This is a genomic window from Dialister micraerophilus (assembly GCF_947090205.1).
GTDB classification, from domain to species: domain Bacteria; phylum Bacillota; class Negativicutes; order Veillonellales; family Dialisteraceae; genus Dialister; species Dialister micraerophilus.
The window spans coordinates 35,655-59,580 of sequence record NZ_CAMUNF010000002.1 but is presented as its reverse complement, the minus strand read 5'-3'; the positions used below and the strand labels follow the sequence as shown (position 1 = coordinate 59,580).

At 32.3% G+C, this 23,926-nt stretch carries 23 protein-coding genes; 20 read left to right on the top strand and 3 right to left on the bottom strand.

Going from position 1 to position 23,926, the window contains the following annotated elements; all coding sequences use genetic code 11:
* Window positions 1-4: 4 nt before the first annotated feature.
* Window positions 5-2,476 carry a phenylalanine--tRNA ligase subunit beta gene (pheT, locus tag P6922_RS02085; protein WP_276873883.1) on the top strand — a complete coding sequence of 824 codons (2,472 nt, stop codon included), beginning with the start codon at window positions 5-7 and terminating at the stop codon, window positions 2,474-2,476.
* Between the two features lie 45 nt (window positions 2,477-2,521).
* Here pheT and P6922_RS02080 read toward each other — a convergent pair whose 3' ends face one another.
* On the bottom strand, window positions 2,522-3,004 hold the full coding sequence (locus P6922_RS02080) for an S-adenosylmethionine decarboxylase family protein (RefSeq protein ID WP_007554168.1): 483 nt from the start codon (window positions 3,002-3,004) through the stop codon (window positions 2,522-2,524).
* 198 nt (window positions 3,005-3,202) lie between these two features.
* On the opposite strand from P6922_RS02080, the gene tgt reads away from it, so the two are divergent.
* The 10 genes from tgt (at window position 3,203) to P6922_RS02030 (ending at window position 12,126) form a co-directional block, all read left to right on the top strand.
* Window positions 3,203-4,312 carry a tRNA guanosine(34) transglycosylase Tgt gene (gene tgt / locus P6922_RS02075; RefSeq protein ID WP_007554235.1) on the top strand — a complete coding sequence of 370 codons (1,110 nt, stop codon included), beginning with the start codon at window positions 3,203-3,205 and terminating at the stop codon, window positions 4,310-4,312.
* Between the two features lie 62 nt (window positions 4,313-4,374).
* Entirely contained in the window at window positions 4,375-4,806 is a 432-nt protein-coding gene (gene yajC, locus P6922_RS02070; protein ID WP_052527182.1) for a preprotein translocase subunit YajC, read from the top strand.
* A complete protein-coding gene (locus P6922_RS02065) occupies window positions 4,806-5,387 on the top strand; it encodes a 5-formyltetrahydrofolate cyclo-ligase (protein ID WP_276873881.1) in 582 nt (193 codons plus the stop codon). Before yajC ends, P6922_RS02065 begins: the two co-directional genes overlap by 1 nt.
* 37 nt (window positions 5,388-5,424) lie before the next feature.
* On the top strand, window positions 5,425-6,648 hold the full coding sequence (gene secD / locus P6922_RS02060; protein ID WP_245526175.1) for a protein translocase subunit SecD: 1,224 nt from the start codon (window positions 5,425-5,427) through the stop codon (window positions 6,646-6,648).
* Complete coding sequence (gene secF, locus P6922_RS02055; protein ID WP_276873878.1) at window positions 6,645-7,526, top strand: protein translocase subunit SecF; 882 nt, start codon at window positions 6,645-6,647, stop codon at window positions 7,524-7,526. The genes secD and secF overlap by 4 nt, the downstream gene beginning before the upstream one ends.
* Window positions 7,527-7,596: 70 nt before the next feature.
* Window positions 7,597-8,559, top strand: coding sequence for a class II fructose-bisphosphatase (gene glpX / locus P6922_RS02050; protein WP_276873876.1), 963 nt, complete (start codon window positions 7,597-7,599; stop codon window positions 8,557-8,559).
* Between the two features lie 175 nt (window positions 8,560-8,734).
* Window positions 8,735-9,289: a signal peptidase I gene (gene lepB / locus P6922_RS02045; protein WP_276873873.1), complete on the top strand. Its 555-nt coding sequence runs from the start codon at window positions 8,735-8,737 to the stop codon at window positions 9,287-9,289.
* A 64-nt stretch (window positions 9,290-9,353) separates the two neighbouring features.
* Entirely contained in the window at window positions 9,354-10,592 is a 1,239-nt protein-coding gene (locus tag P6922_RS02040) for an LL-diaminopimelate aminotransferase (RefSeq protein ID WP_276873871.1), read from the top strand.
* 3 nt (window positions 10,593-10,595) lie between these two features.
* Window positions 10,596-11,702, top strand: a complete 1,107-nt coding sequence (gene ychF / locus P6922_RS02035; RefSeq protein WP_276873870.1) for a redox-regulated ATPase YchF — start codon at window positions 10,596-10,598, stop codon at window positions 11,700-11,702.
* Window positions 11,703-11,955: 253 nt separating this feature from the next.
* Window positions 11,956-12,126, top strand: coding sequence for a hypothetical protein (locus P6922_RS02030; protein WP_155800643.1), 171 nt, complete (start codon window positions 11,956-11,958; stop codon window positions 12,124-12,126).
* A gap of 414 nt (window positions 12,127-12,540) precedes the next feature.
* On the opposite strand, the gene P6922_RS02025 is transcribed toward P6922_RS02030, so the two are convergent.
* The gene (locus tag P6922_RS02025) at window positions 12,541-13,077 is read right to left on the bottom strand and encodes a prepilin peptidase (RefSeq protein WP_040013910.1); all 537 of its coding nucleotides are present in this window, start codon (window positions 13,075-13,077) and stop codon (window positions 12,541-12,543) included.
* Window positions 13,077-13,454, bottom strand: coding sequence for a prepilin-type N-terminal cleavage/methylation domain-containing protein (locus tag P6922_RS02020; protein WP_276873868.1), 378 nt, complete (start codon window positions 13,452-13,454; stop codon window positions 13,077-13,079). The genes P6922_RS02025 and P6922_RS02020 overlap by 1 nt, the downstream gene beginning before the upstream one ends.
* Window positions 13,455-13,725: 271 nt before the next feature.
* On the opposite strand from P6922_RS02020, the gene gatC reads away from it, so the two are divergent.
* From gatC to P6922_RS01975, 9 genes are all read left to right on the top strand, one after another.
* Complete coding sequence (gene gatC / locus P6922_RS02015; protein ID WP_007554166.1) at window positions 13,726-14,010, top strand: Asp-tRNA(Asn)/Glu-tRNA(Gln) amidotransferase subunit GatC; 285 nt, start codon at window positions 13,726-13,728, stop codon at window positions 14,008-14,010.
* Between the two features lie 11 nt (window positions 14,011-14,021).
* Entirely contained in the window at window positions 14,022-15,473 is a 1,452-nt protein-coding gene (gene gatA / locus P6922_RS02010) for an Asp-tRNA(Asn)/Glu-tRNA(Gln) amidotransferase subunit GatA (protein ID WP_276873866.1), read from the top strand.
* 2 nt (window positions 15,474-15,475) lie between these two features.
* A complete protein-coding gene (gene gatB, locus P6922_RS02005; RefSeq protein WP_276873864.1) occupies window positions 15,476-16,921 on the top strand; it encodes an Asp-tRNA(Asn)/Glu-tRNA(Gln) amidotransferase subunit GatB in 1,446 nt (481 codons plus the stop codon).
* A 162-nt stretch (window positions 16,922-17,083) separates the two neighbouring features.
* Window positions 17,084-17,692 (top strand): MotA/TolQ/ExbB proton channel family protein, encoded by a 609-nt coding sequence (locus P6922_RS02000; protein ID WP_007553897.1) that lies wholly within the window; start codon window positions 17,084-17,086, stop codon window positions 17,690-17,692.
* Window positions 17,689-18,105: an ExbD/TolR family protein gene (locus P6922_RS01995; protein ID WP_276873862.1), complete on the top strand. Its 417-nt coding sequence runs from the start codon at window positions 17,689-17,691 to the stop codon at window positions 18,103-18,105. Before P6922_RS02000 ends, P6922_RS01995 begins: the two co-directional genes overlap by 4 nt.
* An 11-nt stretch (window positions 18,106-18,116) precedes the next feature.
* Window positions 18,117-18,989, top strand: coding sequence for an energy transducer TonB (locus tag P6922_RS01990; protein WP_276873860.1), 873 nt, complete (start codon window positions 18,117-18,119; stop codon window positions 18,987-18,989).
* Window positions 18,990-19,125: 136 nt separating this feature from the next.
* Complete coding sequence (locus P6922_RS01985; RefSeq protein WP_276873857.1) at window positions 19,126-20,328, top strand: aspartate kinase; 1,203 nt, start codon at window positions 19,126-19,128, stop codon at window positions 20,326-20,328.
* A gap of 51 nt (window positions 20,329-20,379) precedes the next feature.
* The gene (locus tag P6922_RS01980; protein ID WP_276873855.1) at window positions 20,380-23,307 is read left to right on the top strand and encodes an insulinase family protein; all 2,928 of its coding nucleotides are present in this window, start codon (window positions 20,380-20,382) and stop codon (window positions 23,305-23,307) included.
* Between the two features lie 14 nt (window positions 23,308-23,321).
* A complete protein-coding gene (locus tag P6922_RS01975) occupies window positions 23,322-23,798 on the top strand; it encodes a peptidylprolyl isomerase (protein WP_007556481.1) in 477 nt (158 codons plus the stop codon).
* The last annotated feature ends 128 nt before the right edge of the window (window positions 23,799-23,926 follow it).

Genomic DNA, 23,926 nt, shown 5'->3' with positions numbered 1-23,926 from the left:
ATAAATGAACGTTTCTTTAAAATGGCTTGCAACTCTTGTTGATATACAAGGGATAAATGCAGAAGATATGGCTGAGACATTAACTGTAGACGGGATTCCTGTTGAACATGTAGTATATCCTGCTAAAGGTATAAGTAATGTGAAAACGGGTAAAATATTAGAAATAGAAAAACATCCTGATGCAAATAAATTAGTTGTTTGTCAATTGGATATCGGTGAAAAAGATACTATACAAATAGTAACAGGAGCCTCGAATGTAAAGGTTGGTCAAATTGTTCCCGTGGCTTTGCACGGTGCACATTTACCTGCCAAACATGATGCAAGCAAACCCGGAGGATTGGCAAAAGGCGATATAAAAATAAAAAAATCCAAACTAAGAGGTGTACAATCTGATGGAATGATGTGTTCCGTTGGGGAATTGGGGCTTGACAGCAATTTATTTGTAGGAGTGGAATCTGAAGGCATTATGATATTGCCTGAATCTACACCTATAGGAATAGATTTTACAACTTTGTATGATTTGGATGATGTAATTTATGAAATGGAGCTTACTGCAAATCGTGCAGATTGCTTCAGTATGATAGGAATGGCAAGAGAAGTCGGAGCTATTTTTAAAAGAAAAGTTAATTTACCTGAAATATCTATTGAAGAAAAAGGTGAAACTATTAAAGGCAGAGCAGATTTGGTAATTGAAAATCCGGAATATTGCTCTAGATTCGGTTTAAGACTTATTGAAAATGTAAAAATAGGCAGATCACCTGAATGGATAGAAAACAGATTGCGCAGCAACGGTATAAGACCTATTAATAATGTTGTAGATGCTGCAAATTATGTAATGCTTGAAATGGGGCAACCGTTGCATACGTATGATTATGATAAAATAAGCGGACATTCATTAACTTGCAGACATGCAAAAAAAGATGAAGTGATTATTACTCTTGATGAAAAAGAAAGAAAATTATTACCGACAGATTTAGTTATAGCAGATGAAAAAGGTCCGGTTTGTATTGCAGGGGTAATGGGTGGATTAGATTCTGAAGTAACAAATAAAACAAAAAACATTTTGTTGGAATCTGCAGTTTTTGACAGTGCATCAATTCGTAGAACATCTCGTAGATTAGGACTAAGATCTGAAGCATCCGGACGGTATGAAAAAGGAGTAAATCCTGAAGCGTCTTTAGATGCCTTAAACAGATTCTGTCAAATTCTTTTGGAACAAAATGCATGTACTGTTGCAAGAGACATATTGGATTTGTATCCGGTTCCGAAGGAAAAGCAAACGGTAATTACAACTGTAGAAGAGATAAATAAATATATCGGGATGAATATTCCGAAAGAAACAATAATTGATATATTGACACGTTTAAGTTTTACTGTTCAAGAAAAAGAAAATAAATTAAAAGTGGAAGTGCCTTTATTCAGATTGGATATAGAATCAGGAATGCCGGATTTGGCTGAAGAAGTTGCACGAGTATACGGATATTCAAAAATACCGAATACAACACCGTGGAGTGCAATTGTTAAAGGTCGAATGACAAAAGAGCTGGAAACTCTTATAAAAGTACAAAACAGTTTGATAGAAAACGGAATGACTGAAACTTTAACATATAGTTTTATGCACAAGAATGCATTAAAGTTATTGAATTACACTGAAAAAGATTTTGTAAATAAAGCAATTCCGATTATAAATCCTATATCTGAAGAATACCCTGTTATGAGAACGACATTACTTCCGGGGCTTTTCAGAACATTGAAATATAATTTATCACAGAAAAATAATAATTTAGCAATTTTCGAAACAGGTAAAGTATATTATCCGAAAGAATTACCGTTGAAAGAATTGCCCGAAGAAGTTGTAATGATATCAGGACTTTTGTGCGGAAATACCGAAAATGAAGGTTATCCTAACGAAGTAAAAAAATATGATTTCTATGATATAAAAGCAATTGTTGAAAATGTTCTTAGTAATATAGGTATAAAGAATTATGAAATAAGACGTTCGTCACATCCTACTCTTCATCCCGGTATTTCAGCAGAATTTGTAAAAGATGGTTGTGTATTGGCAATTTTCGGTGAAATTCATCCTAATGTACTTGATGTTCTTAACATTAAAGAAAAAGTTTTCGGCTTTATTATGGAACTCAAGAATTTGGATAAATATGCCGATGAAAAAATTATTTATAGTAAAATTGCAAAATATCCTGCAGTAGAACGTGATTTGGCAATAACAGTACCGGTATCAAAATCCAATAACTACGTTGAAAATATTATTTGTAAGGCCGCAGGTAAATATTTGGAAAGTTTAAAATTGTTTGATTTATATCAAGGTGAACAAATTAAATCCGGTTATAAGAGTATGGCATATTCTTTAAAATTCAGGCTTAAAGACAGAACTTTAACGGATGAAGAAGTAAATCAATGGATAAACAAAATAATTGAAGAACTTTCAAAAGAAGATATTTCATTACGTGAATAACTTAATAAAAAATAATATCGGAGTAAGAAATTTCTTACTCCGATATTATTTTCTTGATTTTTTTATGTTGATTATATTAACTACTTTTTTGCCGGCTTTATTTATTTTTCTTCCTGTATTTTTTATTTTATGCATTGTGGTGGATTTTGTATTTGTTTTAGGTTTCATATCTAAAGGTAAATTAAAATTGCCTCTTTTAACCGTTGTTGCACGAATTTGTTCAGGAGATAAAGCAGCACGGAAAATCTTCATTGCTTTAGATGGTAATAAATCTTTATTGAAAAGATATATATCTATAGATGCATAATTTAAAAAAGGATATATCCTCAAAGAAATATAAGATTGATTTCCGTAAACTATTGCAAGTAAATCTGTATCTGTTTGCAGAATGAAGTTTTTTATAATTTCCATGTTTATATCTTCAGCTGCTTTTGTAAGTGTAGCGATTATTTGATCTTGCTGCATTAAATTTTCAAAGTTGCAGCGATAACAATCAATTAGTAATTGTTTACCTATATATTGTTTCATATTTTTTCCTTTGTTTTTTATTTTTCATTATAACAATTATAAGATTAAAAATCTACTAATTATCGATAAAGATGGAACTTTTCAGTCATTTGAAAAAAGTATTTCAATTACGGTATTGAAAGCTGAAAAAAATATTGATATTTTAATATATATGCGATTTAATTATTTCAAATAAAGAATTTAGTAAGGATGATAATAATGGTAATAAAATATGAATTGATTGCAAAAGATGAACATACCGGAGCACGTGCAGGTTTATTACATACTCCGCATGGAACATTTAAGACTCCGATGTTTATGCCGGTCGGAACACAAGCGACTGTAAAGACATTGACACCTCATGAACTTAAAGAAATGGGAGCGCAAATTATTTTAAGTAATACATACCATTTATTTTTAAGGCCGGGAACCGAGCTTATAAAAGAAGCAGGTGAATTGCATTCTTTTATGAATTGGGATGGAGGCATTTTGACCGATAGCGGTGGATTTCAAGTTTTCAGTTTAGGGAAAATGCGAAAAATTACTGAAAAAGGAGTATATTTCAGATCACATTTGGACGGTTCAAAAAGATTTCTTTCTCCTGAAGTTGCTGCACATGCGCAAGAAAATTTAGGTAGTGATATAGCGATGGCTCTTGATGAATGCATTCCGTATCCTGCAGATTATGAATATAGCAAAAAATCTACAGAACGAACCACAAGATGGGCGGAACGTTTTGTAAAAGCACATACAAGAACCGATAGAGGAATGTTCGGTATAATTCAAGGAGGAATGTATAAGGATTTAAGAAAGCAAAGTGCAGATGAAATTTGCGGATTGCCTTTTGACGGAATTGCAATCGGAGGACTTTCTGTAGGCGAGCCGTTAGATTTGATGTATGAAATATTGGAATATACAACACAATTTATACCTGAAAACAAAGTAAGATACTTAATGGGAGTAGGTACACCCGATTGTCTTGTTGAAGGCGTTGCACGTGGTGTTGATATGTTTGATTGTGTATATCCTACACGTGTTGCGCGTAACGGAATGGCAATGGTAAAATCCGGCAGAATGAACATGAAAAATAAAAAATATGAAAAAGATTTTTTACCGTTGGATATAACATGCGGATGTTACACATGTAAAAATTTTACCCGTTCCTATATACGCCATTTGTATAAAGCGGAAGAAATATTGGCATTTAGATTGGTAACAATACATAATTTATATTTTTTATTACAATTTATGCGTGATATGAGAGATTCGATTATTAATGGAAGTTTTGTTGATTTTATGAAAAATTTTAAAGAAAATTATGTAAGATGAAATAAAATAAAGACAAAGTAAAAAAGCTATGATACAATAAGTCTATAATTAAATCTCAGGAGGTGAATGTTTTGGAAGATATTACCGCCATTGTAACCAGATTTTGGCCATTTGTTTTAGTTTTGGCATTTATTTATTTCTTTATGTACAGACCGCAGAAAAAGAGACAAAACGAAAGAGATGTTTTCTTAAACTCTTTGAAAAAGGGTGATGAAATTATTACTTTCGGTGGGGTTTATGGTATTATAAAGTCAATAAGAGATAAATATGTTGAACTTGAAATAGCGCATAAAATAGTTGTTCGTGTTGATAAGCAAGGTATTGCACAATTCAGTAAATCGAACAATAAAAGTAATGTGAAAACAAAATCTGCTGAACCGGTTGAAGTAGTAGAAGAAATAGTTGAAGTCGATAATCCTGAAGATGTCGGAACTGAAATTATTGAAGAAGTGGAAAATAATAATGCCAAATCAAAAAAAGAGGAAAATAAGTGATGCAACCCGATGCTGATATTTCTCTTTACAAGAAGGAATTGCGTAAGAGGATGCTCGCCAAAAGGCGAGCTCTTTCTGTTATAAATACTAAAACAAAAAACGGAAAATTTTTTAGTAAATATATAAAAGAACTTGATATTTACAAGAAATCGTCAAAAATTTTAGCTTATTTAGCTATGAAAGGCGAGCCGGATTTGGATGAATTTATCAGATATGCTTTAATTGATGGGAAATCAGTATATGTACCTGTTTGTGTTGATAAACAAAATATGTTTGCAGCACGTATTAATTCTTTTGAAGATTTGGAAATTGGAATGTATGATATTCGTACATTGTCGTATCCATATGAAATTGCAAAACCGGATGAAATTGATTTGGTATTAATTCCATCTGTTGCTTGTGACTTAAGAGGTAACAGGTTAGGCATGGGAAAAGGATATTATGACAGATATTTGACTGAAATACCTTATAAAAAACGTATAGCGGTTATTTGGAGTTTTCAAGTAATAGATAATGTACCTATTGATAAATTCGATAGAAAAGTAAGTAAAATAATAACTGAAAAAGGTGAAATTTTGTAAAGGAGTTGAAATTTTGGAACAGAAAAAATTAATTCCGATAAAAAAAGGAGCGTTGGCTCGATTTTTCGGAGTTATAATTGTAATAATTGCGGTGTTTGCTTTTACTGTAGGTCGGCTCGCCGGAAATATAAGACAGGGACTTGATTTACAAGGCGGAACACATATAGTTATGCAAGCGGAAGATACACCGCAGAATAAAGTTACAAATGAAGCTATAGGGCAAGTAATCAATATTATGCAAAAGCGTATAAATGAAATGGGACTAACGGAACCCATAATTCAGCGTGAAGGCGGAAATAGAATAATAATTGAATTGCCCGGTGAAAAAGATCCTAAAAAAGCTATTGAAACTATAGGTAAAACTGCTGTTTTGGAGTTTAAAGATGAAGATGGTAATGTAAAACTTACCGGTGAAGATTTAAAAAATGCAAAAGAACAGGTAGGACAAAATAAATCTCCACTTGTAGCACTGGAATTTACAGAAAACGGAGCAACTAAATTTGCAAATCTTACGGCTGCAAATATCGGAAGACACATAGGCATATATCTTGATGGAGAAATGCTTACAAATCCTGTAGTTAATGAAGCAATTACCGGAGGATCTGCAGTTATATCAGGACAAAGAACTCTTGAAGAAGCAAAAGATTTGGCAATTTTATTAAGAAGCGGTGCTTTGCCTGTTAAAATGTCTGTCTTGGAAGTAAGAACCGTAGGACCGTCTTTAGGACAAGATTCAAAAGATAAATCTGTAACTGCATTTACTATAGGATTATCCTTAATTGTTTTATTTATGTTATGCATGTATCGTGTTGCAGGATTTGTGGCGAATGTAGCACTGCTTGTTTATGTACTTATTTTGCTTGGAATATTAAGTTTATTAAATGCAACATTAACGCTACCGAGTATTGCAGGTGTTATTCTTTCTATAGGTATGGCTGTAGATGCAAATATACTTATTTTTGAAAGATTTAAAGAAGAAATCGAAAGCGGAAAAGTTTTAAGAATGGCTATTCACTCAGGCTTTAAGAGAGCTTTTACTACAATTTTTGATGCTAATATGACAGTAATCATAACTTCGTGTATATTGTTCTTTTTAGGAAGTGGAACTGTAAAGGGGTTTGCTTTTTCGTTAGGATTGGGTGTAGCCATATCAATGTTTACTGCAATAACTGTAAGTCGTACTTTATTGATGATGCTTATAGATGCGTCTTGGATTCATAATCCCTGGTGGTTTGGTGGAAAGAGGGGTTATGAAAAATGAGCAATTTCAATGTAATAAAACACTCTAAAATATGGTTTACGATTTCCGGAATATTGGTAATATTGTCTTTTATTGCGATATTTATGTTTAAATTTAATTTCGGTATAGATTTTACCGGAGGAACAATTTTAGATTTGGAATTTAAGCAAAATGTTACGGTTCAACAAGTAAGAGAAGAATTGCGGAATAATGATTTGGAAACAAGCACAATTCAACTTCTTGGAGATGGACATGAAGATTCCGGTAAAAATGTAATGATTCGTACAAAAAATCTTTCATCTGAAGAATCCCAAAAAGTAATTGAAAATATAAAAAAGGGAATCGGAGATGTTGATGTTAAACGTATGGAAACAGTAGGTGCTGTAATAGGATCCGAAGTTACAGAAAATACACTTTTAAATGTAGGATTTTCATTCCTGGCCATGATAATTTATATGACGGTAAGATTTGAACATAAAATTGCAATTTCATCAATAATTGCTATTTGTCATGATATACTCATGGTTTTAGGTGCTTTTGCAATATTTCATTTAGAAGTAGATGCCTCATTTTTGGCTGCGGTATTAACAGTTTTAGGATATTCGATGAATGAATCGGTAGTTATTTTCGATCGTATTCGTGAAAATATTCATACACATAAAAGAACTGACAGTTTCGCAAAATTGGCAAATGACTCTATACATCAGACTATTCACAGAAGTATGTATACACTTTCAACAGTTTTATTTGCAACAGGTGCATTATATTTCTTTGGTGGGGACACAACAAAAAACTTTGCATTGGTAATGTTGATAGGGTTTATCTCCGGAGCTTATTCATCAGTATGTATCGCTACATCTTTATGGGTAAAATGGCATGAACGTGTAGCTAATAAATAATTAAAAGCCGAAGATTTTATCTTCGGCTTTTAATGCAAAACGTGATAAAATATAAATATTGGAGGTATATATGGATAGACAACTTTCTATAGAATTTGTAAGAGTAACAGAGCAAGCTGCACTTAGAAGTGCAAAACTTATGGGAAGAGGAGATAAAGAAGGTGCAGATCAAGCGGCCGTTGACGGAATGCATCAGCAATTTGCGATGATACCTATTTCGGGGACAGTTGTTATCGGCGAAGGTGAAATGGATGAAGCACCTATGCTTTATATAGGTGAAAAATTAGGTAAAGGTGGAGAAGAAGTAGATATTGCCGTAGATCCTGTTGAAGGTACAAATTTAGTGGCAAAAGGGAAACAGGGAGCAATAGCTGTACTTGCCATAGCACCGAAGGGATGTCTGCTTCATGCACCCGACATGTACATGCAAAAAATTTGTGTAGGACCACGTGCAAAAGGATGTATAGATATAAATGTATCTATAACTGAGAATCTAACTAATGTAGCAAATGCTATGAAAAGAAAAATTTCAGATTTAGCAGTGGTTATTTTAGATAGAGAACGTCATGCAGGAATTATAAATGAAGCAAGAAAAGCAGGTGCAAGAATATGTCTTATATCAGATGGTGATGTAGCACCTTCAGTTGAGTGCGGAATACAAGGCAGCGGTATACATATGGCAGTAGGTATCGGAGGCGCACCGGAAGGAGTATTGGCAGCTGTAGGCTTAAAATGTTTAGGTGGAGATATGCAAGCAAAATTAATTCCACAAAATGAAGAACAAATTAAACGAATGCATGCAATGGGAATTAAAGATGTAAATAAAGTTTTATATATGGACGATTTGGTAAAAGGTGATGATTGCATATTTACCGAAACTGCAATAACGGATTGCTTTACTATGAAAGGTGTAAAATATTTCGAAGGTGGGGCAAAAACAAGTACGTTGGTACTTAGATATAAAACAGGAACCGTAAGATTTATTGAAACTGTACATAGATTTGGAAGTTCAAAAACTGAAGTTATTTTATAACTGCAAATTTACAATAAAATTACTCTGGAGTTTAAATTGTTAGACTTTCAGGGTAATTTTATTGTATTTATTTACATAAAATATAAATATAAAATTGTTGTAACATAAACTGTTCTGATTTATAATCTAAAGGCAGCACGTTTATATTTAAATAATATTTACAATAGGAGAAAATATGAGTGAAATTTTTGATTGGATATATTCGATAGTTGTTGCCGTTTTTTTAGCTATGTTGATACATATATTCGTATTTGTTCCGACAAAAGTCGACGGGCAATCAATGTATCCTACTTTACATGACGGACAATATTTAATTGTATCTAAAATAGGTCATGTTTTTAGAAATGTTCCGAATTATGGAGAAATAGTAATTATAGACAGCAGAACCGAACGACCACGTTCATGGTTGGATGATATACAAGAACCTATGAAAAATTATCTTTCTATTTTTGATAAAAACCAAGCAAGTCACGTTGTATGGGTGAAAAGAGTAATCGGTAAAGCAGGTGACAAACTTGAATTTCATAACGGGCATGTATATCGAAACGGAAATTTACTTGAAGAAACTTATATAAATGAACCTATGGAATTTACTATGGAAGGAAGTTATACAGTTCCCAAAGATTGTGTTTTTGTTATGGGTGATAACAGAAATCATAGCAGTGACAGCAGATTTATAGGTGCAGTTCCCGTAGATCATGTACTTGGAACGTTATTATGTTCTTTGTGATTTATACAGACGTTTACAATGAGTATGTTATAATTAAATTTATATAATTGTATGAGGTATTTAAATGGCACATTGCAATGAAAATTTTTTAAATTTACAAGGCGCTTATTTATTTGAAAAAATAAGGAAAAAACAAGAACTTTATAAAGCCGGAAATCCTGAAGCTCAAATAATTTCTCTTGGTATCGGAGATGTTACGCAACCTTTGATACCTGCTGTAGTTGAAGCTATGACAAAAGCTGTTTCAGAAATGGGTGTTAAGGAAACTTTTAGAGGCTATGGACCTGAACAAGGATATGTTTTTTTAAGAAAAGCAATTGTAGAAAATGATTTTAAAAAGCGTGGATGCAATATAGATATTGATGAAATATTTGTAAGTGACGGGGCAAAATGTGATATAGGTAACATTCAAGAAATTTTTTCAATTAAAGATACAGTAGCCGTAAGCGATCCCGTATATCCGGTATATGTGGATAGCAATGTAATGGCAGGTAGATCCGGGAAGTTTGTTAATTCAGGATTTTCAAAAATAGAATATTTGGAATGCTTTGAAGAATGTGATTTTAAATCATTATTACCTTCACATGATCCGATGCTTATTTATATTTGTTCTCCGAATAATCCGACAGGTGCGACACTAAACAAAAAAGAATTGAAGCTGTGGGTTAAATATGCAAAACAAACGGGCTCTGTTATTTTATTTGACTCTGCATATGAAGCTTTTATTACCGAAGACAATATTCCTCACAGTATCTATGAAGTAGAAGGCGCAGAAGAAGTTGCGATAGAATTCAGATCTTACTCTAAAACTGCCGGTTTTACAGGAGTAAGATGTGGATATACTGTTGTTCCTAAAGCGTTGAAATTAGAAACAATAAAAGGAGAAAAGGTGAGTGCAAATGAACTTTGGCATAGAAGACAAAGTTCAAAATATAACGGTTGTTCATATATAGTTCAGCGTGGGGCAGAAGCTATATATTCAGAAGAAGGAAAGAAACAAATTCAACAAACTTTAGACATTTATAAGAAAAACTCAAATACTATTTTGAACGGAATTAAAGCAATAGGATTGAATGCATCCGGAGGTGTAAACAGTCCATATATTTGGGTTTCCGTGCCTTGTGGAATGAACAGTTGGGAATTTTTTGATTTTATTCTTGAAAAAGCACAAGTCGTATGTACGCCGGGTGCAGGATTCGGACCTTGCGGGGAAGGATACATAAGATTGACTGCTTTTAATACTCCGGAAAAAACAGAAGAAGCTATGAATAGATTAAAATCGGTATTGAATTGCAGAGGATGAAAAATGAGTACAAATTTACAAATCGGAATCGTGGGTTTACCAAATGTCGGTAAAAGTACATTGTTTAATGCTATAACAAAAGCCGGTGCAGAAGCCGCAAATTTTCCTTTTTGCACCATTGAGCCGAATGTAGGTGTTGTAGAAGTTCCGGATGAAAGAATTTATAAGTTGGCAAAACTTTTTAATCCGAAAAAATTAACACCTGCATTTACTCGTTTTGTTGATATTGCCGGATTAGTGGCGGGAGCATCTAAAGGTGAAGGATTAGGAAATCAATTTTTAAGTCATATAAGAGAAACTGATGCTATAGCCCATGTAGTAAGATGCTTTGCCGACAGTAACATAACACATGTAGAAGGCACAATAGATCCTGTACGTGATATGGGGATTATTAATACTGAACTTTGCTTGGCAGATTTGGATACCGTATCAAAAAGAAAAATTAAAGCTGAAAAACTTGCGAAATCCGGAAATAAAGAAGCTAAGATGCTGATTGAATTACTTGATAAAATATATGAATCTTTACAAGAAGGTATTTCAGCAAGAGCTTTAGCATTGAATGAAGACGAATTAAAAATGATAAAAGAATTAAATTTGTTAACATTGAAGCCCATGCTTTATGTATTGAATATTTCAGAAGATGATATATCAAATCCGCTTTCCAATGAATTTGTAAAAATTGCAATAAGTGAAGCAGAAAAAGAGAATGCGAAATGGGTAACAATATCTGCAGGAATAGAGCAAGAAGTTTCAGAATTGGATAAAGAAGAAGCAAAAATCTTTTTGGAAGATTTAGGAGAAAAAGAGCCAGGACTTAACAGATTAATCAGAAGTGCATATTCTATGTTGGGTTTGATTAATTTCTTTACTGTAGGAGAGGATGAATGTCGTTCATGGACTGTAAAATCAGGAACGAAAGCTCCAAATGCAGCCGGTAAAATTCATACAGATATTGAAAGAGGTTTTATAAAAGCGGAAATAATTTCATACGATGAAATGATGAAATGCGGTTCTTTTGCAGTTGCAAGAGATAAAGGACTTTTAAGAATTGAAGGTAAAGAATATATTATTAAAGATGGAGATATTGCATATTTCAGATTTAATGTGTAGTTTAAAAAATGTTGTACAAATATATGTACAACATTTTTTTAGATTTATGGATTCTTAATATCAAACGAATGATTTTTAAAGCAAATAATTGCTTTATATATTTTAATATTGATTTAAAATAAACATATTTTAATTAAATACAATATAAAGTTATAGAGGGTTAATACAGAATTTGGATAAAGGCATGAAAGGTACACAAAGTCTTTACTCACTTATGACCGCATAAGGAGATCAACGAGATATAGACAACTTTGTGAGAACACTCCTGTTAAGTACTTGGGTAGGAATGACATACATGACAGGACTGATACACTCGGCAACAAAAGACACCATACCGAAGCAAAAGAAAAAGAAGAAAGAAACAACACGTAAAACATATACAAGAAACAAAGCATCGGCAATAGACAGCATACTGGGCAAATAAAGGAGGAAAAGACATGAAAAAAGAAAGCTTTAAAGATAAGTTTTTTGATAGATTAGGTATTCTTTTCTTTACGACTGTATGGATTATAGTTATAGCCTATTGTATACTTACTTGGAAGTGGTAAAATAAAATAACAAAGATAGAGAGGTAGAGAAACAAAAACTCTACTTCTCTTTTATTTCTGCACGAAAGGAATATAAATGATTGGAGAAAGAAAAGCATAAATAACCTATAAAGGCAGAAAACGTATAATTTTCTATTTGACTACTTATAAAAGCATTTATTGAATAACAATTATAAATGAACAAAGAAAATAATACTTTTTGCAATATTATGAAATATATGAACAATATATGGATAAAGGGAATTAATATCAGTTATAAAAACAGAATATTTTATAATTTTCAGAAAGTTTTATAATAAAATGGTTTCTATGATAAGATAAATTTCATATCCATAAAAATATGTAATAATACCTCCTATGGTCAAGAAGGGGATAAAAGGAATATTTTTTTTAAAATGTTTTTTGCATATAAGAAAATATAAAAATATAAAAATTAAAGAAGAAAATGCAGATATCCATAAAAAAATTAAAATATATTTCGGATTAAGCCATAAGGATAACGCAAGAGAGAAAATAACATCTCCTGCGCCGAATCCTTTTTTGAATAAAAAATAAATAATCAAGTAAAAAACTCCTGTTAATATAAAAGACAGGAGTGAATATTTTATATGAGAAAAGATAAAAGCATGAAAAAGCCCGCAGATTCCTATGGATAAACTCCAAGAGTCGGAAATCAATGAGCTTTTTAAATCTTCGTATGCTCCAAAAATTGCAGGAATAATCCAACCATATGATAAAAAGGTAAAATTATTCAAAATAAAGCAAGGAAGAACGGATAGAAAATATAATAACGGTATAATAAGTTCTATTTTTAAAAATTTTTTCATTATGAAGTCATGTTTCTGGATGAATATTTTTTATTTTTAAAAGTATAAGATGCTTCACCTTTTGCAGCATCCCATGAATAAGAATCATTTTCAACAGGAGGCTTAGGAATAGATTGTAAGTATGAATCGGAAGCATTTTCATTTACCAGAGCAGATAATTTTGCTGGGTAAGAACCTTTATCCATATAATACATTTCAGAAGCAACACCTATTGCTTGTAAATCGGATTGTATGCGCGCAATTTTTGCACGATCAGTCATACCGATAAAATTCGGAATTGCAATTGCTGCAAGAATACCTATTATTACAACAACGATAAGTATTTCTAAAAATGTGAAACCTTTTCTTTTTCGTAATTGAATTCCGGCAATATTCATAAATTCCTCCTTTATAAATAGATAAAATTTAAATTGTTTAATTTTAATGTATCATGGTAATGCATAAAAATCAATTAAAAGTGCATAAAAATCATTGTAATTAATTTCTAATTATGTTTAATGTCGATAGGGAAAACAATAATCCATAATTGCAATTATAATAAGAGTGATAACATTTTTAATTCATGGTTATGTATGGTAAAAAATGTTATAATAAGTTTGATTTTAGTTTTGAGCGTATTGAACAAATTTATGATAAGGATGTGTAAATATGAAAATAAATGAGGAAGAAATAAAAAAAATAGCATTTCTTTCAAGATTGGAATTTGATAATAAAGATTTAGAAAAAATGAATGATTCCATGAACAGTATTTTGACACATATGGAAGAACTTAAACAGTATGATACTGAAGGTGTAGTACCTACGGCACATGCTGTAGAACAATTTAATGTAACTAGAAAAGATATCCCTCATGAATCACTTTCAAATGAAGAAGCATTGTCCAATGCTCCTGAAAGAGAAGATGGATATTTTAAAGTTCCTAAAATTATATAGGAGGTGCCGTGGTGAGTCAGTATACAATTCATGAATTACATAAAAAACTTGTAAATAAAGATATATCTGCTGTTGAATTAACTAAAAAAATGATTGCCAACAGAAATAATGTTGATGGAAAAATTCATGCATTTTTATCAACTAATGATGAGCGTACATTGCAAGCGGCAGAAAGAGTTGATAATAAAATAAAGTCCGGAGAAGTTATATCAGAAATCGCGGGTATTCCCGGAGCAATAAAAGATAATATATGCACTAAGGGATTACCATGTACAGCAGCATCTAAAATGCTTGAGAATTTTATTCCACCGTATAATGCAACAGTTATTGAACAGTTGGAAAAACAAGATTATGTTTCTTTAGGAAAAACAAATTTAGATGAATTTGCTATGGGAAGCAGTACCGAAAATTCAGCATTTGGAAAAACATTAAATCCTTTAAATACGGAATATGTACCTGGAGGCTCTTCCGGTGGAAGTGCAGCTGCCGTAGCTGCGAATGAAGTTGTTTGGGCTTTAGGTTCGGATACCGGTGGTTCTGTAAGACAACCAGCTTCTTTTACAGGATTGGTAGGATTAAAGCCTACATACGGATTGGTATCAAGATATGGACTTTTGGCATTCGCATCTTCTTTGGACCAAATTGGACCTATTACTAAAGATGTAACTGATGCTGCAATAGTTTTGAATTCTATTGCAGCATATGATAAAAAAGATTCTACTTCTATACCGCAAGAAAAGAAAGATTATAAAAAAGCATTAATTTCAGATGTTAAGGGACTTCGCATAGGAGTTGCAAAAGAATTTTTCGGAAAAGGTATTAAAGAAGAAACTAAAGAAGCTATAAAAAAAGCGTTGAGTTTTTATGAAAAAGAAGGCGCTGAAATAGTGGACATTTCATTACCTCATATTTCAGCTTGTGTTTCAATTTATTATATTATTGCGCCTGCTGAAGCAAGTTCAAATCTTTCCCGTTATGACGGAGTTGGTTACGGATACCGTAAGCCGGGAAAAAATTTGATTGAAATGTATATAAATACTCGTAGCAGCGGTTTCGGTGAAGAAGTAAAACGTCGTATTATGCTTGGAACATACGTACTTTCTGCAGGTTATTATGATGCGTTTTATTTAAAAGCTTTAAAAGTAAGAACCTTACTTAAAAATGAATTTGAAGAGGCATATAAAACTTGTGATGTTATAGTTGCACCGGCTGCAAGCGGAACAGCATTTAAGTTTGGAGCCTTTAAAGATCCGTTGTCATTGTATATGGAAGATATATGTACAGTACCGGCAAATTTAATAGGTGCACCGGCTATAAGTATTCCTGTCGGATACAAAGATGGTATGCCGTTGGGAATGCAACTTATAGGACCTACATTGGGAGAAGAAACAATTTTGAGAGCGGCATATACATTTGAACAAGCACATTTGGATTTAAATAAAACTACGAAAGGAGAGGCATAAGCATGAAATATGAGGCAGTTATCGGTCTTGAAGTTCATACAGAATTGAGAACCAATACAAAAATATTTTGCAGTTGTAAAACTTCTTTCGGTGCAGATCCTAATACTAATGTTTGTCCTGTTTGTTTGGGATTACCCGGAGTATTGCCGGTTTTGAATGAAAAGGTTTTGGAGTTTGCAGTTCGTGCGGGTTTGGCATTAAATTGTAAAATTGCAAGCTATAGTAAATTTGACAGAAAGAATTACTATTATCCGGACTTACCAAAAGATTTTCAAACGTCACAATTTGATTTACCTATTTGTGGCCCCGGATATTTAGATATAGAAGTTGAAGGTGTAAAAAAACGCATAAATATTACACGTGCACATATGGAAGAAGATGCAGGTAAGCTTGTACATCATGGAACATCTATTACCGATTCGGATTACTCATTGGTAGATTATAACAGAACAGGTACGCCATTATTGGAAATTGTATCCGAACCTGATATGAGGTCTGCTGAAGAAGCTGTTGCTTATATGGAAAAACTTCGTACAATTTTACAATATGTTGGGATTTCAGATTGCAAAATGGAAGAAGGAAGTTTGCGTTGCGATGCAAATATATCCGTAAGACCGGCAGGAACTACAAAACTTGGAACTAAAACTGAAATAAAAAATATTAATTCATTCCGTGGAGTAGGAAGAGCAATTGAATATGAAGCTATAAGGCAAGCAGAATTGCTTGAAGAAGGTGGAAAAGTTATTCAAGAAACAAGAACATGGGATGAAAAAGAAGGCATAACAAAGAGCATGCGCTCAAAGGAAGAGGCTAACGATTATCGTTATTTCCCTGAACCTGATTTGGTGCCGTTTACTGTAAGTGAAGAGTATATTGAAAACATCAATAGTACTTTACCTGAATTGCCTGATGTGAGAAAAGCAAGATACATTAAAGATTTCGGATTAAGTTCAGATGATGCTGAAATGATGACGAATAATAAATCATTGTCAGATTATTTTGAAGAGATTGTGAAAGCCGGAGCTGAGCCTAAAGCAACCGTTAATTGGCTTATGGGAGAATTTATGAGTCATTTATCGGATTCCGGTTTGGAAATTGAAGATACTCCTGTGACGGCAAAAGATTTAGCAGCGTTGTTGGATCTTATATCAAAGGGTGTTATCTCAGGTAAAATTGCAAAACAAGTATTTAAAGAAATGTGGGAAACACATAAAGAACCCGCACTTATTGTAAAGGAAAAGGGACTTGTTCAAATTAGTGATACAAGTGCTTTAGAATCCATAGTAGATGATGTAATTTTAAAAAATCCTCAATCTGTAGATGACTTCAAGCAAGGAAAGAAAAAAGCTGTAGGATTCTTGATGGGACAAATTATGAAAGCTACTAAAGGTAAAGCAAATCCGAGAGTTGTAAACGGAATACTTTTGAAAAAACTTCAAAACGTTTAGTGATAAAATAAAAAATGTGCATTTTAGGTAATGCACATTTTTTATTTTTTATATGTTTAAAAAAATAAAAAAAATAAAAATTAGGTAAATATAATTTGACGTTTAGACTTAGCCTATGATATTCTCTTACAAGATAAAAAATATTAATTTTCGGAGGAATTTATGTATATATTACACTTAATTAATGCCGGTGGAATTATGATGTATCCGCTGATATTTTGTTCTATTGCAGTTATTGCTATTTTTATTGAAAGAGTTAAATATTATAAAAAATCAGAATCAAATATTGCTCATTTGATAAAAAATATTGAGGAAAGCGGTAATATTAAAGGAAATAAAACTTTGAAGTTTATATTGGAAAAAGACGGAGGGATACCTGCGCAAATTATACTCGAAGGTATCAATTCAACAAACAGAGCTTCAAGTCAAGAAAAAATAATAGAAAGTGCCGCTATACATGCTATAGGCAAGTTAAAAGAGTATATAACATATTTAGATGTTATCGTTACATTATCTCCTTTGATGGGACTTTTAGGAACTGTTGTAGGTATGATTGGCTCTTTTAATGTTCTTTCAGTAGTTAGCGGGCAACCGTTTGCTGTTACATCAGGCGTCGCAGAAGCTCTGGTATGTACTGCCACCGGATTAGGTGTTGCGATAATGGCACTTTTAGCATATACATATTTAACAGCTCGTGTAAATAAATTGATTTTGGATATTGAAAAAATATCTACTGTTTATTTAACCATGATAGAAGGAGAATCGGAATGAAATTAAAATCTCTTATGTTTGAAAAAAAACCTAAGATAATGATTATACCGATGATAGATATAATTTTCTTTTTGCTTGTATTCTTTATGGTGAGCATGCTTACTATGGTTTCTCAAAAATCTATAGACTTAAATTTACCCAAAGCATCTACATCACAAATGGAACAAACTTCAAATTTGCCGATTGCAATAGATTCTGAAGGAACAATTTATGTAGAAAAACAAAAAATTGAAAAATCGGATTTTAGAGCAAGAATGGAAATTGCTAAAAAAGTAAATCCTAATTTATCAGTAATTATACGTGCAGATGAAAGGTCAAAGCATAAGAATTTTGTATTTGTAATTGACGAACTTAAATCTATAGGTATAGAAAAAATAGGTATTGCAGTAGATTCTTCTGAAAACAAAAGTTGATGAGGCGAGCTATGGGTAAAGATAAGAAAAAATGGTTATCCGCATACGGGGTCTCTTTGATTGTACACATTGTATTTGTGGGAATTATAGGTGCTGTTGTTTGTATTACTCCAACGCAAAAAAAAGAAACTGTTGTAGAAGTTACTCTTGACGGCGGAGGCGGAGGAGGCGGCGGTGGAGGAAGTCGAGGTAAAAATTTGACGGAATCCTCAAATTCCGATGAGCAGCAAATTAATAATATTGGAAAAAGTGCATTATCTGAAGTATTTGATTCTTTAAATAATTCTATCGATTTATCTGATTTGAGCTTTTGTGAAAGTAAATTAATTGATAAAGAGACAAGCAGTTTATTCGATAAAGGTTCAATTACAGGTACGGGGACAAGTAAAGGTGGAGGAATCGGAACCGGAGAAGGAGAAGGCAAAGGTTCAGGAAAAGGTAACGGTATAGGTACAGGAAACGGTAACGGAATTGGAAGTGGTATAGGTAACGGCGTCGGTAACGGGCAGGGTAATGGAAGAGGTAATGGTATAGGCGATGGAGTAGGCGATGGTATAGGAAACGGTACCGGTGAAAATGATAGTGACTTGGTAGCAACAGAACCTATAGCTATAAAATCAGTTTTTCCTACATATCCTGAGAGAAGAATAAATGATAATTCAGATATACAAAGAAAAGTGAGTTTAGATATACGAATAAATACTGACGGAATTGTTTCGAAAGCATGGGTTGTTGAAAGCTGTGGAGATGCAGTTTTGGATCAAAATGCACTGGAGGCTGCTATGCAGTGGGTTTTTATTCCGGGAAAAGATAAGTATGGAAATCCTATTGAATATATATCGCACTTATCTTTATCATTTACAATCAGAGAGCGTATTCAGTAGTAAAAAACCTGTTATTACAGGTTTTTTTATTTAAAATCAAATATATTTTAAAATTTTCAAGTTTTCTTTACAGTATATTTACAACATGATAAAATCTGAAATAGCTTAATTAAGAGTCATGAAAGTGGGGGTAAACGTGTCTCTTTACATAAAAAAATTTGGTGGAAGTTCTGTTGCAACACCGGAAAAAATGATAGGTGTTGCCAAGCGTGTAATATACGAAAAAAAAGAAAATGATCGAATAGTTATTGTTGTATCTGCAATGGGAAATACAACTGATGAATTAATTAAATTAGCCGGTAAAGTAACTAAAGAGAAGCATGGCAGAGAAATGGATGTTTTACTTGCGACAGGGGAACAGGTAGCCATTTCCATGTTGGCAATGACATTTATGAATCTCGGTGTGAGTGCTGTTTCTTTGACAGGAGAACAAGCAGGGATTTTTGTAAAAGGTGATTATGGAAAATCTTTTATAGCAGAAATAAATCCAAAACGAGTGTTTAATGAATTGGAAAACGGGAATATAGTTATTGTTGCCGGATTTCAAGGAATTAATTCAAATGGAAATGTTGCCACATTGGGTAGAGGTGGAAGTGACGCTACTGCAGTTGCATTGGCCGGAGCTATGCACGCTGACATATGTGAAATTTTTACAGATGTAGAAGGTGTCTATTCAGCAGATCCCAGATATGTTCATAATGCTGTAAAAATGAAAGAAATCACAAATGCTGAAATGTTGGAAATGGCACGTTTGGGTGCTGAAGTTATGCAACCCAGAAGTGTTGAAATAGGATTGCAATACCATATTCCTATACATGTAAGATCTACTTTTTCCAAAAATGAAGGAACTGTAATAAAAGAAACTTGTAAAACAAAAAATAATAAATACGCGGTTAAAGGTGTAACTCATGACATAAATGTTTCTAAAGTTTTAATTACTGGATTTAAAAATGAAGAAAATATTGTAGATATTATAAAAAATGAACTTATAAAGAATAATATAAGTGCAGATATGTTTATTAGAGATAATAAGAATATTATTTTTACGATAAAACATACTGATTTGGAAGATGCTAAAATTATTTTGGCTTCTTTAAAGAGCGAAAAATTATTTGACAGTATTGCATATGAATCAAATATTGCTAAAGTTTCTGTGGTTGGTGTGGATATGCTTGATTCAGAAAACGTTTTATCAAGGGTTATTAAAGCGCTTGATGATGTTGATATTGCTGTAGATATAGCTTTTAAAACAGATATAAGCATATCGTTTATTATACTTGAAAAGAATGTTAAAGATGCAGTACAACGTATTCATTCTGAATTTTTTAATAATTTATAGACTTAGTAAAGAACCGGATTTACCGGTCTTTATAAGTTAAGGAGGTTGTTTATGAAATTTAATAAAGGCGACGTAATCGGAGGATTTAAAATAAAGCAAAATCAATTTATACAAGAGGTGAACTCAGATGTATATTTGATGGTTCATGAAAAATCAGGAGCCAAATTGTTATACTTGGACACTACCGATGATAACAAGGTGTTTTCTATAGGATTTCGTACACCTCCGGACAATTCTAAAGGCACACCGCATATTTTGGAGCATTCTACATTATGCGGGTCCAGAAAATTTCCGTTGAAAGAACCGTTTGTAGAACTTGTCAAAGGGTCTCTTAATACGTTTCTTAATGCTATGACATGGCCTGATAAGACAATGTATCCTGTGGCAAGCAGAAATGCAGTAGATTTTCATAATTTGATGGATGTATATTTAGATGCAGTATTTTATCCTAATTGTATCGATGATCCTCAAATTTTAATGCAAGAAGGTTGGCATTATGAACTTGAAGATAAGGATTCTGAATTAACTTATAACGGAGTTGTATATAACGAGATGAAAGGTGCACTTTCTTCCGGAGATGCAATTATGGAAAATTTTGCAATGGAAAAGCTATTTCCAGATACAACTTATGGGGTAGAATCCGGAGGTGATCCGGAAGTTATTCCTGCTTTATCTTATAAGGAATTTGTAGAATTTTATAAAAAGTTTTATCATCCTTCAAACAGTTATATATTTTTGTATGGAGATATGGATATAGAAAAAACTTTGAATTTTATTGACAGTGAATACTTGAGTAATTTCAATGAAAAGAAAATTGATTCACAAATTAAAACACAAGTACCTTTCAAGAAACGCGAAGTGATAAATCGAAAGTATGGAATTTCTGAAAGCGAAAGTACCGATAAAAAAGCTATTCATGCATTATATACAGCTTTTAACGATCATATGAGCACTTTGGATTCATTGGCATTTGAAGTTTTGAATTACGTGCTTATAGAAATTGAAGGGGCTCCACTTAAAAAGGCTGTTTTGGATGCAGAATTGGGAAGTGAATTGTCGGGTTCATATACTGACGGATACAAACAACCTGTATGGACTATTCAATTATCGGGAACAGATGTAAATAATCAAAAAAAGTTTGAAGAGATTATTGACGAAACTTTACGTGCATTGGCATTAAACGGTATTGATAAATCAATGCTTAAAGCTGCTATAAATCGTATAGAGTTTACTTTAAGAGAAAATGATTATAGAGGACGTCCAAAAGGATTATTCTATGGAATCAGAGCAATGGAATTGTGGTTGTATGATAGAAATCCGATGGATGCTTTAAAATATTTTGATAATTTAAAGCAATTGAAAAAGTTTATAGATACAAATTATTTTGAAAATTTAATTTTAAAATATGTTATCAAAAATAATCATCAAGTTTTGATAACAATGGAACCGGAAAAAGGTTTAACAGAAAAGAAAAATGCTTTAACTGCGCAAAAATTGGAAGCTTTTAAGAACAGTTTAAGTGAAGAGCAATTAAATGAAATTGTTGAAAATACCAAGAAGCTTAAAGTGCGTCAGGCTTCAAAAGATAGCGAAGATGCATTAAAAACAATACCTTTGCTCGAACGTAAAGATCTTAAGAGAATTATTACCGAGAAAAAAATAAAGAAGGATTTCGTTAACGGTGTAGATTATTTACATTACGATGTCAATACTTCAGGAATTTCGTATGTAAGGTTATTTTTTAATCTTTTCGGAATCAATGAAAATGACATTTTCTATGCAAATCTTTTGACATCTTTGCTCGGTTCAATGGATACTCAGAAATATACATATGGAGAACTTACACGTTTAGAAAATTCCAATACTGGTGGAATTAATTTCAGCGTTATGTGCTTTGGTGACTATAATAATTCCGATAAATATATTCCGACATTTGAAGTGGGTGGTAAAGCTTTGACAGCTAATAATAAATGTATGGTGGAATTATTGAAAGAAATTATTTGTCATACCGAATATACTGAAAGAAAACGTCTAAAAGAATTAATTCTCTCCGAGAAAACAAAATGGGATATGACGGTATTTGACAGGGGTCATTTGCTCACAATGAACCGTTTGATTTCTTATTTTTCGAAAACAGGTGAGTTTACCGAAAAATTGGCATTAAGTTATTATTATTTCTTGGCAGATTTAGTAAATAACTATGATAAGAATTATGATGAAATTGTAAAAAAACTTGAGAGTGTATCGGCAAAAATATTTACACGTAATAATTTGACAATTGAAGTTATAGGAAATGAAAAAGACAGTCAAAGTGTAAAAGATTTAGTTAAGACTCTTATTTGTGATATGGAAATCGGTGAGAAAAACAATAAAAATTCATTTGAATTCAATAATGATTGTTATAATGAAGGCTTTTTGACTTCAGGCAAAGTTAATTATGTATCTAAAGGTGGAAATTTTAAAAAGTACGGATTTAAATATACCGGAGCCGTTCGTGTAATGGAAACAATTTTAAGATATGATTATCTTTGGAAGAAGGTTAGAGTGTTGGGTGGTGCATATGGGGCATTTGTTCAATTTTCACCGAATGGAAATGCTGTTTTATGTTCATATCGTGATCCCAATTTGAAAGAAACTTTAGATGTATTCAAGGGTATTCCAGATTATTTACGTAACTTGAAAATTTCAGAGCGTGAAATGACGAAATATGTAATAGGTACTATGGCTGCAGAAGAAGTACAGTTTACTCCATCAATGTTAGGTGATAGAGCTGCGGCAGATTATTTTAAAGGAAGTACCGCCGAGGATAGAGAAAGAATTCGAAATGAAATTATAAATTGCACTTTGGAGGATATTCATAAACTTGCCGATTTGGTAGAATCGGTTATCAATGAACCTTATTTGTGTGTAATGGGTTCTGAACACAAGGTAAAAAAATCTGAAGAAATATTTAAAAAAATTTGTTCATTACCTAATTAAGTCAGGAGAAAAATATGAATAATAAACTTTATGCAGAATTTCAAACTAATTACGGTTCTTTTGTTGTTGAATTGTTTGAAGAAAAGACACCGATTACTGTAGCCAATTTTAAAAAGTTGGCAGAATCAGGATTTTATGACAATACTATTTTTCATAGAATAATTCCTGATTTTATGATTCAAGGAGGAGATCCTGAAGGAACGGGATATGGAGGATCGGATCAGGTTATACCGGATGAGTTTGTGTCGGAACTTACTTTTGATGAAGCCGGAGTGTTGGCAATGGCAAATTCAGGTCCAAATACAGGAAGATCACAATTTTTTATTACCGTAGTACCTACAAGATGGTTACAAAATCACCATACTATATTTGGTAAGGTGGTAAAAAATTATGCAAAGGTACAAGAAATAAGTAATGTCGAAACTGATTTTTCAGATAAACCTTTAAAAGATGTGGTTTTAAAAAAAGTTTTAATAAAAACTGAAATATAATAAGAAAACAGATCAGAAATAGAAAGCTGATCTGTTTTTTATTTTAAAAAATAAATTTATATAGTAGAACAAATATTTTGTTGTATATATGTGGTGAATTGTGGTAGAATGTGGATGAAAGTGGAGGG

Bases quoted from the DNA above. Each gene is read 5' to 3' on its own strand.
- pheT (WP_276873883.1), top strand. From the start codon at position 5: ATGAACGTTTCTTTAAAATGGCTTGCAACTCTTGTTGATATACAAGGG.
- P6922_RS02080 (WP_007554168.1), bottom strand. From the start codon at position 3,004: ATGAAACAATATATAGGTAAACAATTACTAATTGATTGTTATCGCTGC.
- tgt (WP_007554235.1), top strand. From the start codon at position 3,203: ATGGTAATAAAATATGAATTGATTGCAAAAGATGAACATACCGGAGCA.
- P6922_RS02065 (WP_276873881.1), top strand. From the start codon at position 4,806: ATGCAACCCGATGCTGATATTTCTCTTTACAAGAAGGAATTGCGTAAG.
- secF (WP_276873878.1), top strand. From the start codon at position 6,645: ATGAGCAATTTCAATGTAATAAAACACTCTAAAATATGGTTTACGATT.
- glpX (WP_276873876.1), top strand. From the start codon at position 7,597: ATGGATAGACAACTTTCTATAGAATTTGTAAGAGTAACAGAGCAAGCT.
- lepB (WP_276873873.1), top strand. From the start codon at position 8,735: ATGAGTGAAATTTTTGATTGGATATATTCGATAGTTGTTGCCGTTTTT.
- P6922_RS02040 (WP_276873871.1), top strand. From the start codon at position 9,354: ATGGCACATTGCAATGAAAATTTTTTAAATTTACAAGGCGCTTATTTA.
- ychF (WP_276873870.1), top strand. From the start codon at position 10,596: ATGAGTACAAATTTACAAATCGGAATCGTGGGTTTACCAAATGTCGGT.
- P6922_RS02025 (WP_040013910.1), bottom strand. From the start codon at position 13,077: ATGAAAAAATTTTTAAAAATAGAACTTATTATACCGTTATTATATTTT.
- P6922_RS02020 (WP_276873868.1), bottom strand. From the start codon at position 13,454: ATGAATATTGCCGGAATTCAATTACGAAAAAGAAAAGGTTTCACATTT.
- gatC (WP_007554166.1), top strand. From the start codon at position 13,726: ATGAAAATAAATGAGGAAGAAATAAAAAAAATAGCATTTCTTTCAAGA.
- gatB (WP_276873864.1), top strand. From the start codon at position 15,476: ATGAAATATGAGGCAGTTATCGGTCTTGAAGTTCATACAGAATTGAGA.
- P6922_RS02000 (WP_007553897.1), top strand. From the start codon at position 17,084: ATGTATATATTACACTTAATTAATGCCGGTGGAATTATGATGTATCCG.
- P6922_RS01995 (WP_276873862.1), top strand. From the start codon at position 17,689: ATGAAATTAAAATCTCTTATGTTTGAAAAAAAACCTAAGATAATGATT.
- P6922_RS01990 (WP_276873860.1), top strand. From the start codon at position 18,117: ATGGGTAAAGATAAGAAAAAATGGTTATCCGCATACGGGGTCTCTTTG.
- P6922_RS01980 (WP_276873855.1), top strand. From the start codon at position 20,380: ATGAAATTTAATAAAGGCGACGTAATCGGAGGATTTAAAATAAAGCAA.
- P6922_RS01975 (WP_007556481.1), top strand. From the start codon at position 23,322: ATGAATAATAAACTTTATGCAGAATTTCAAACTAATTACGGTTCTTTT.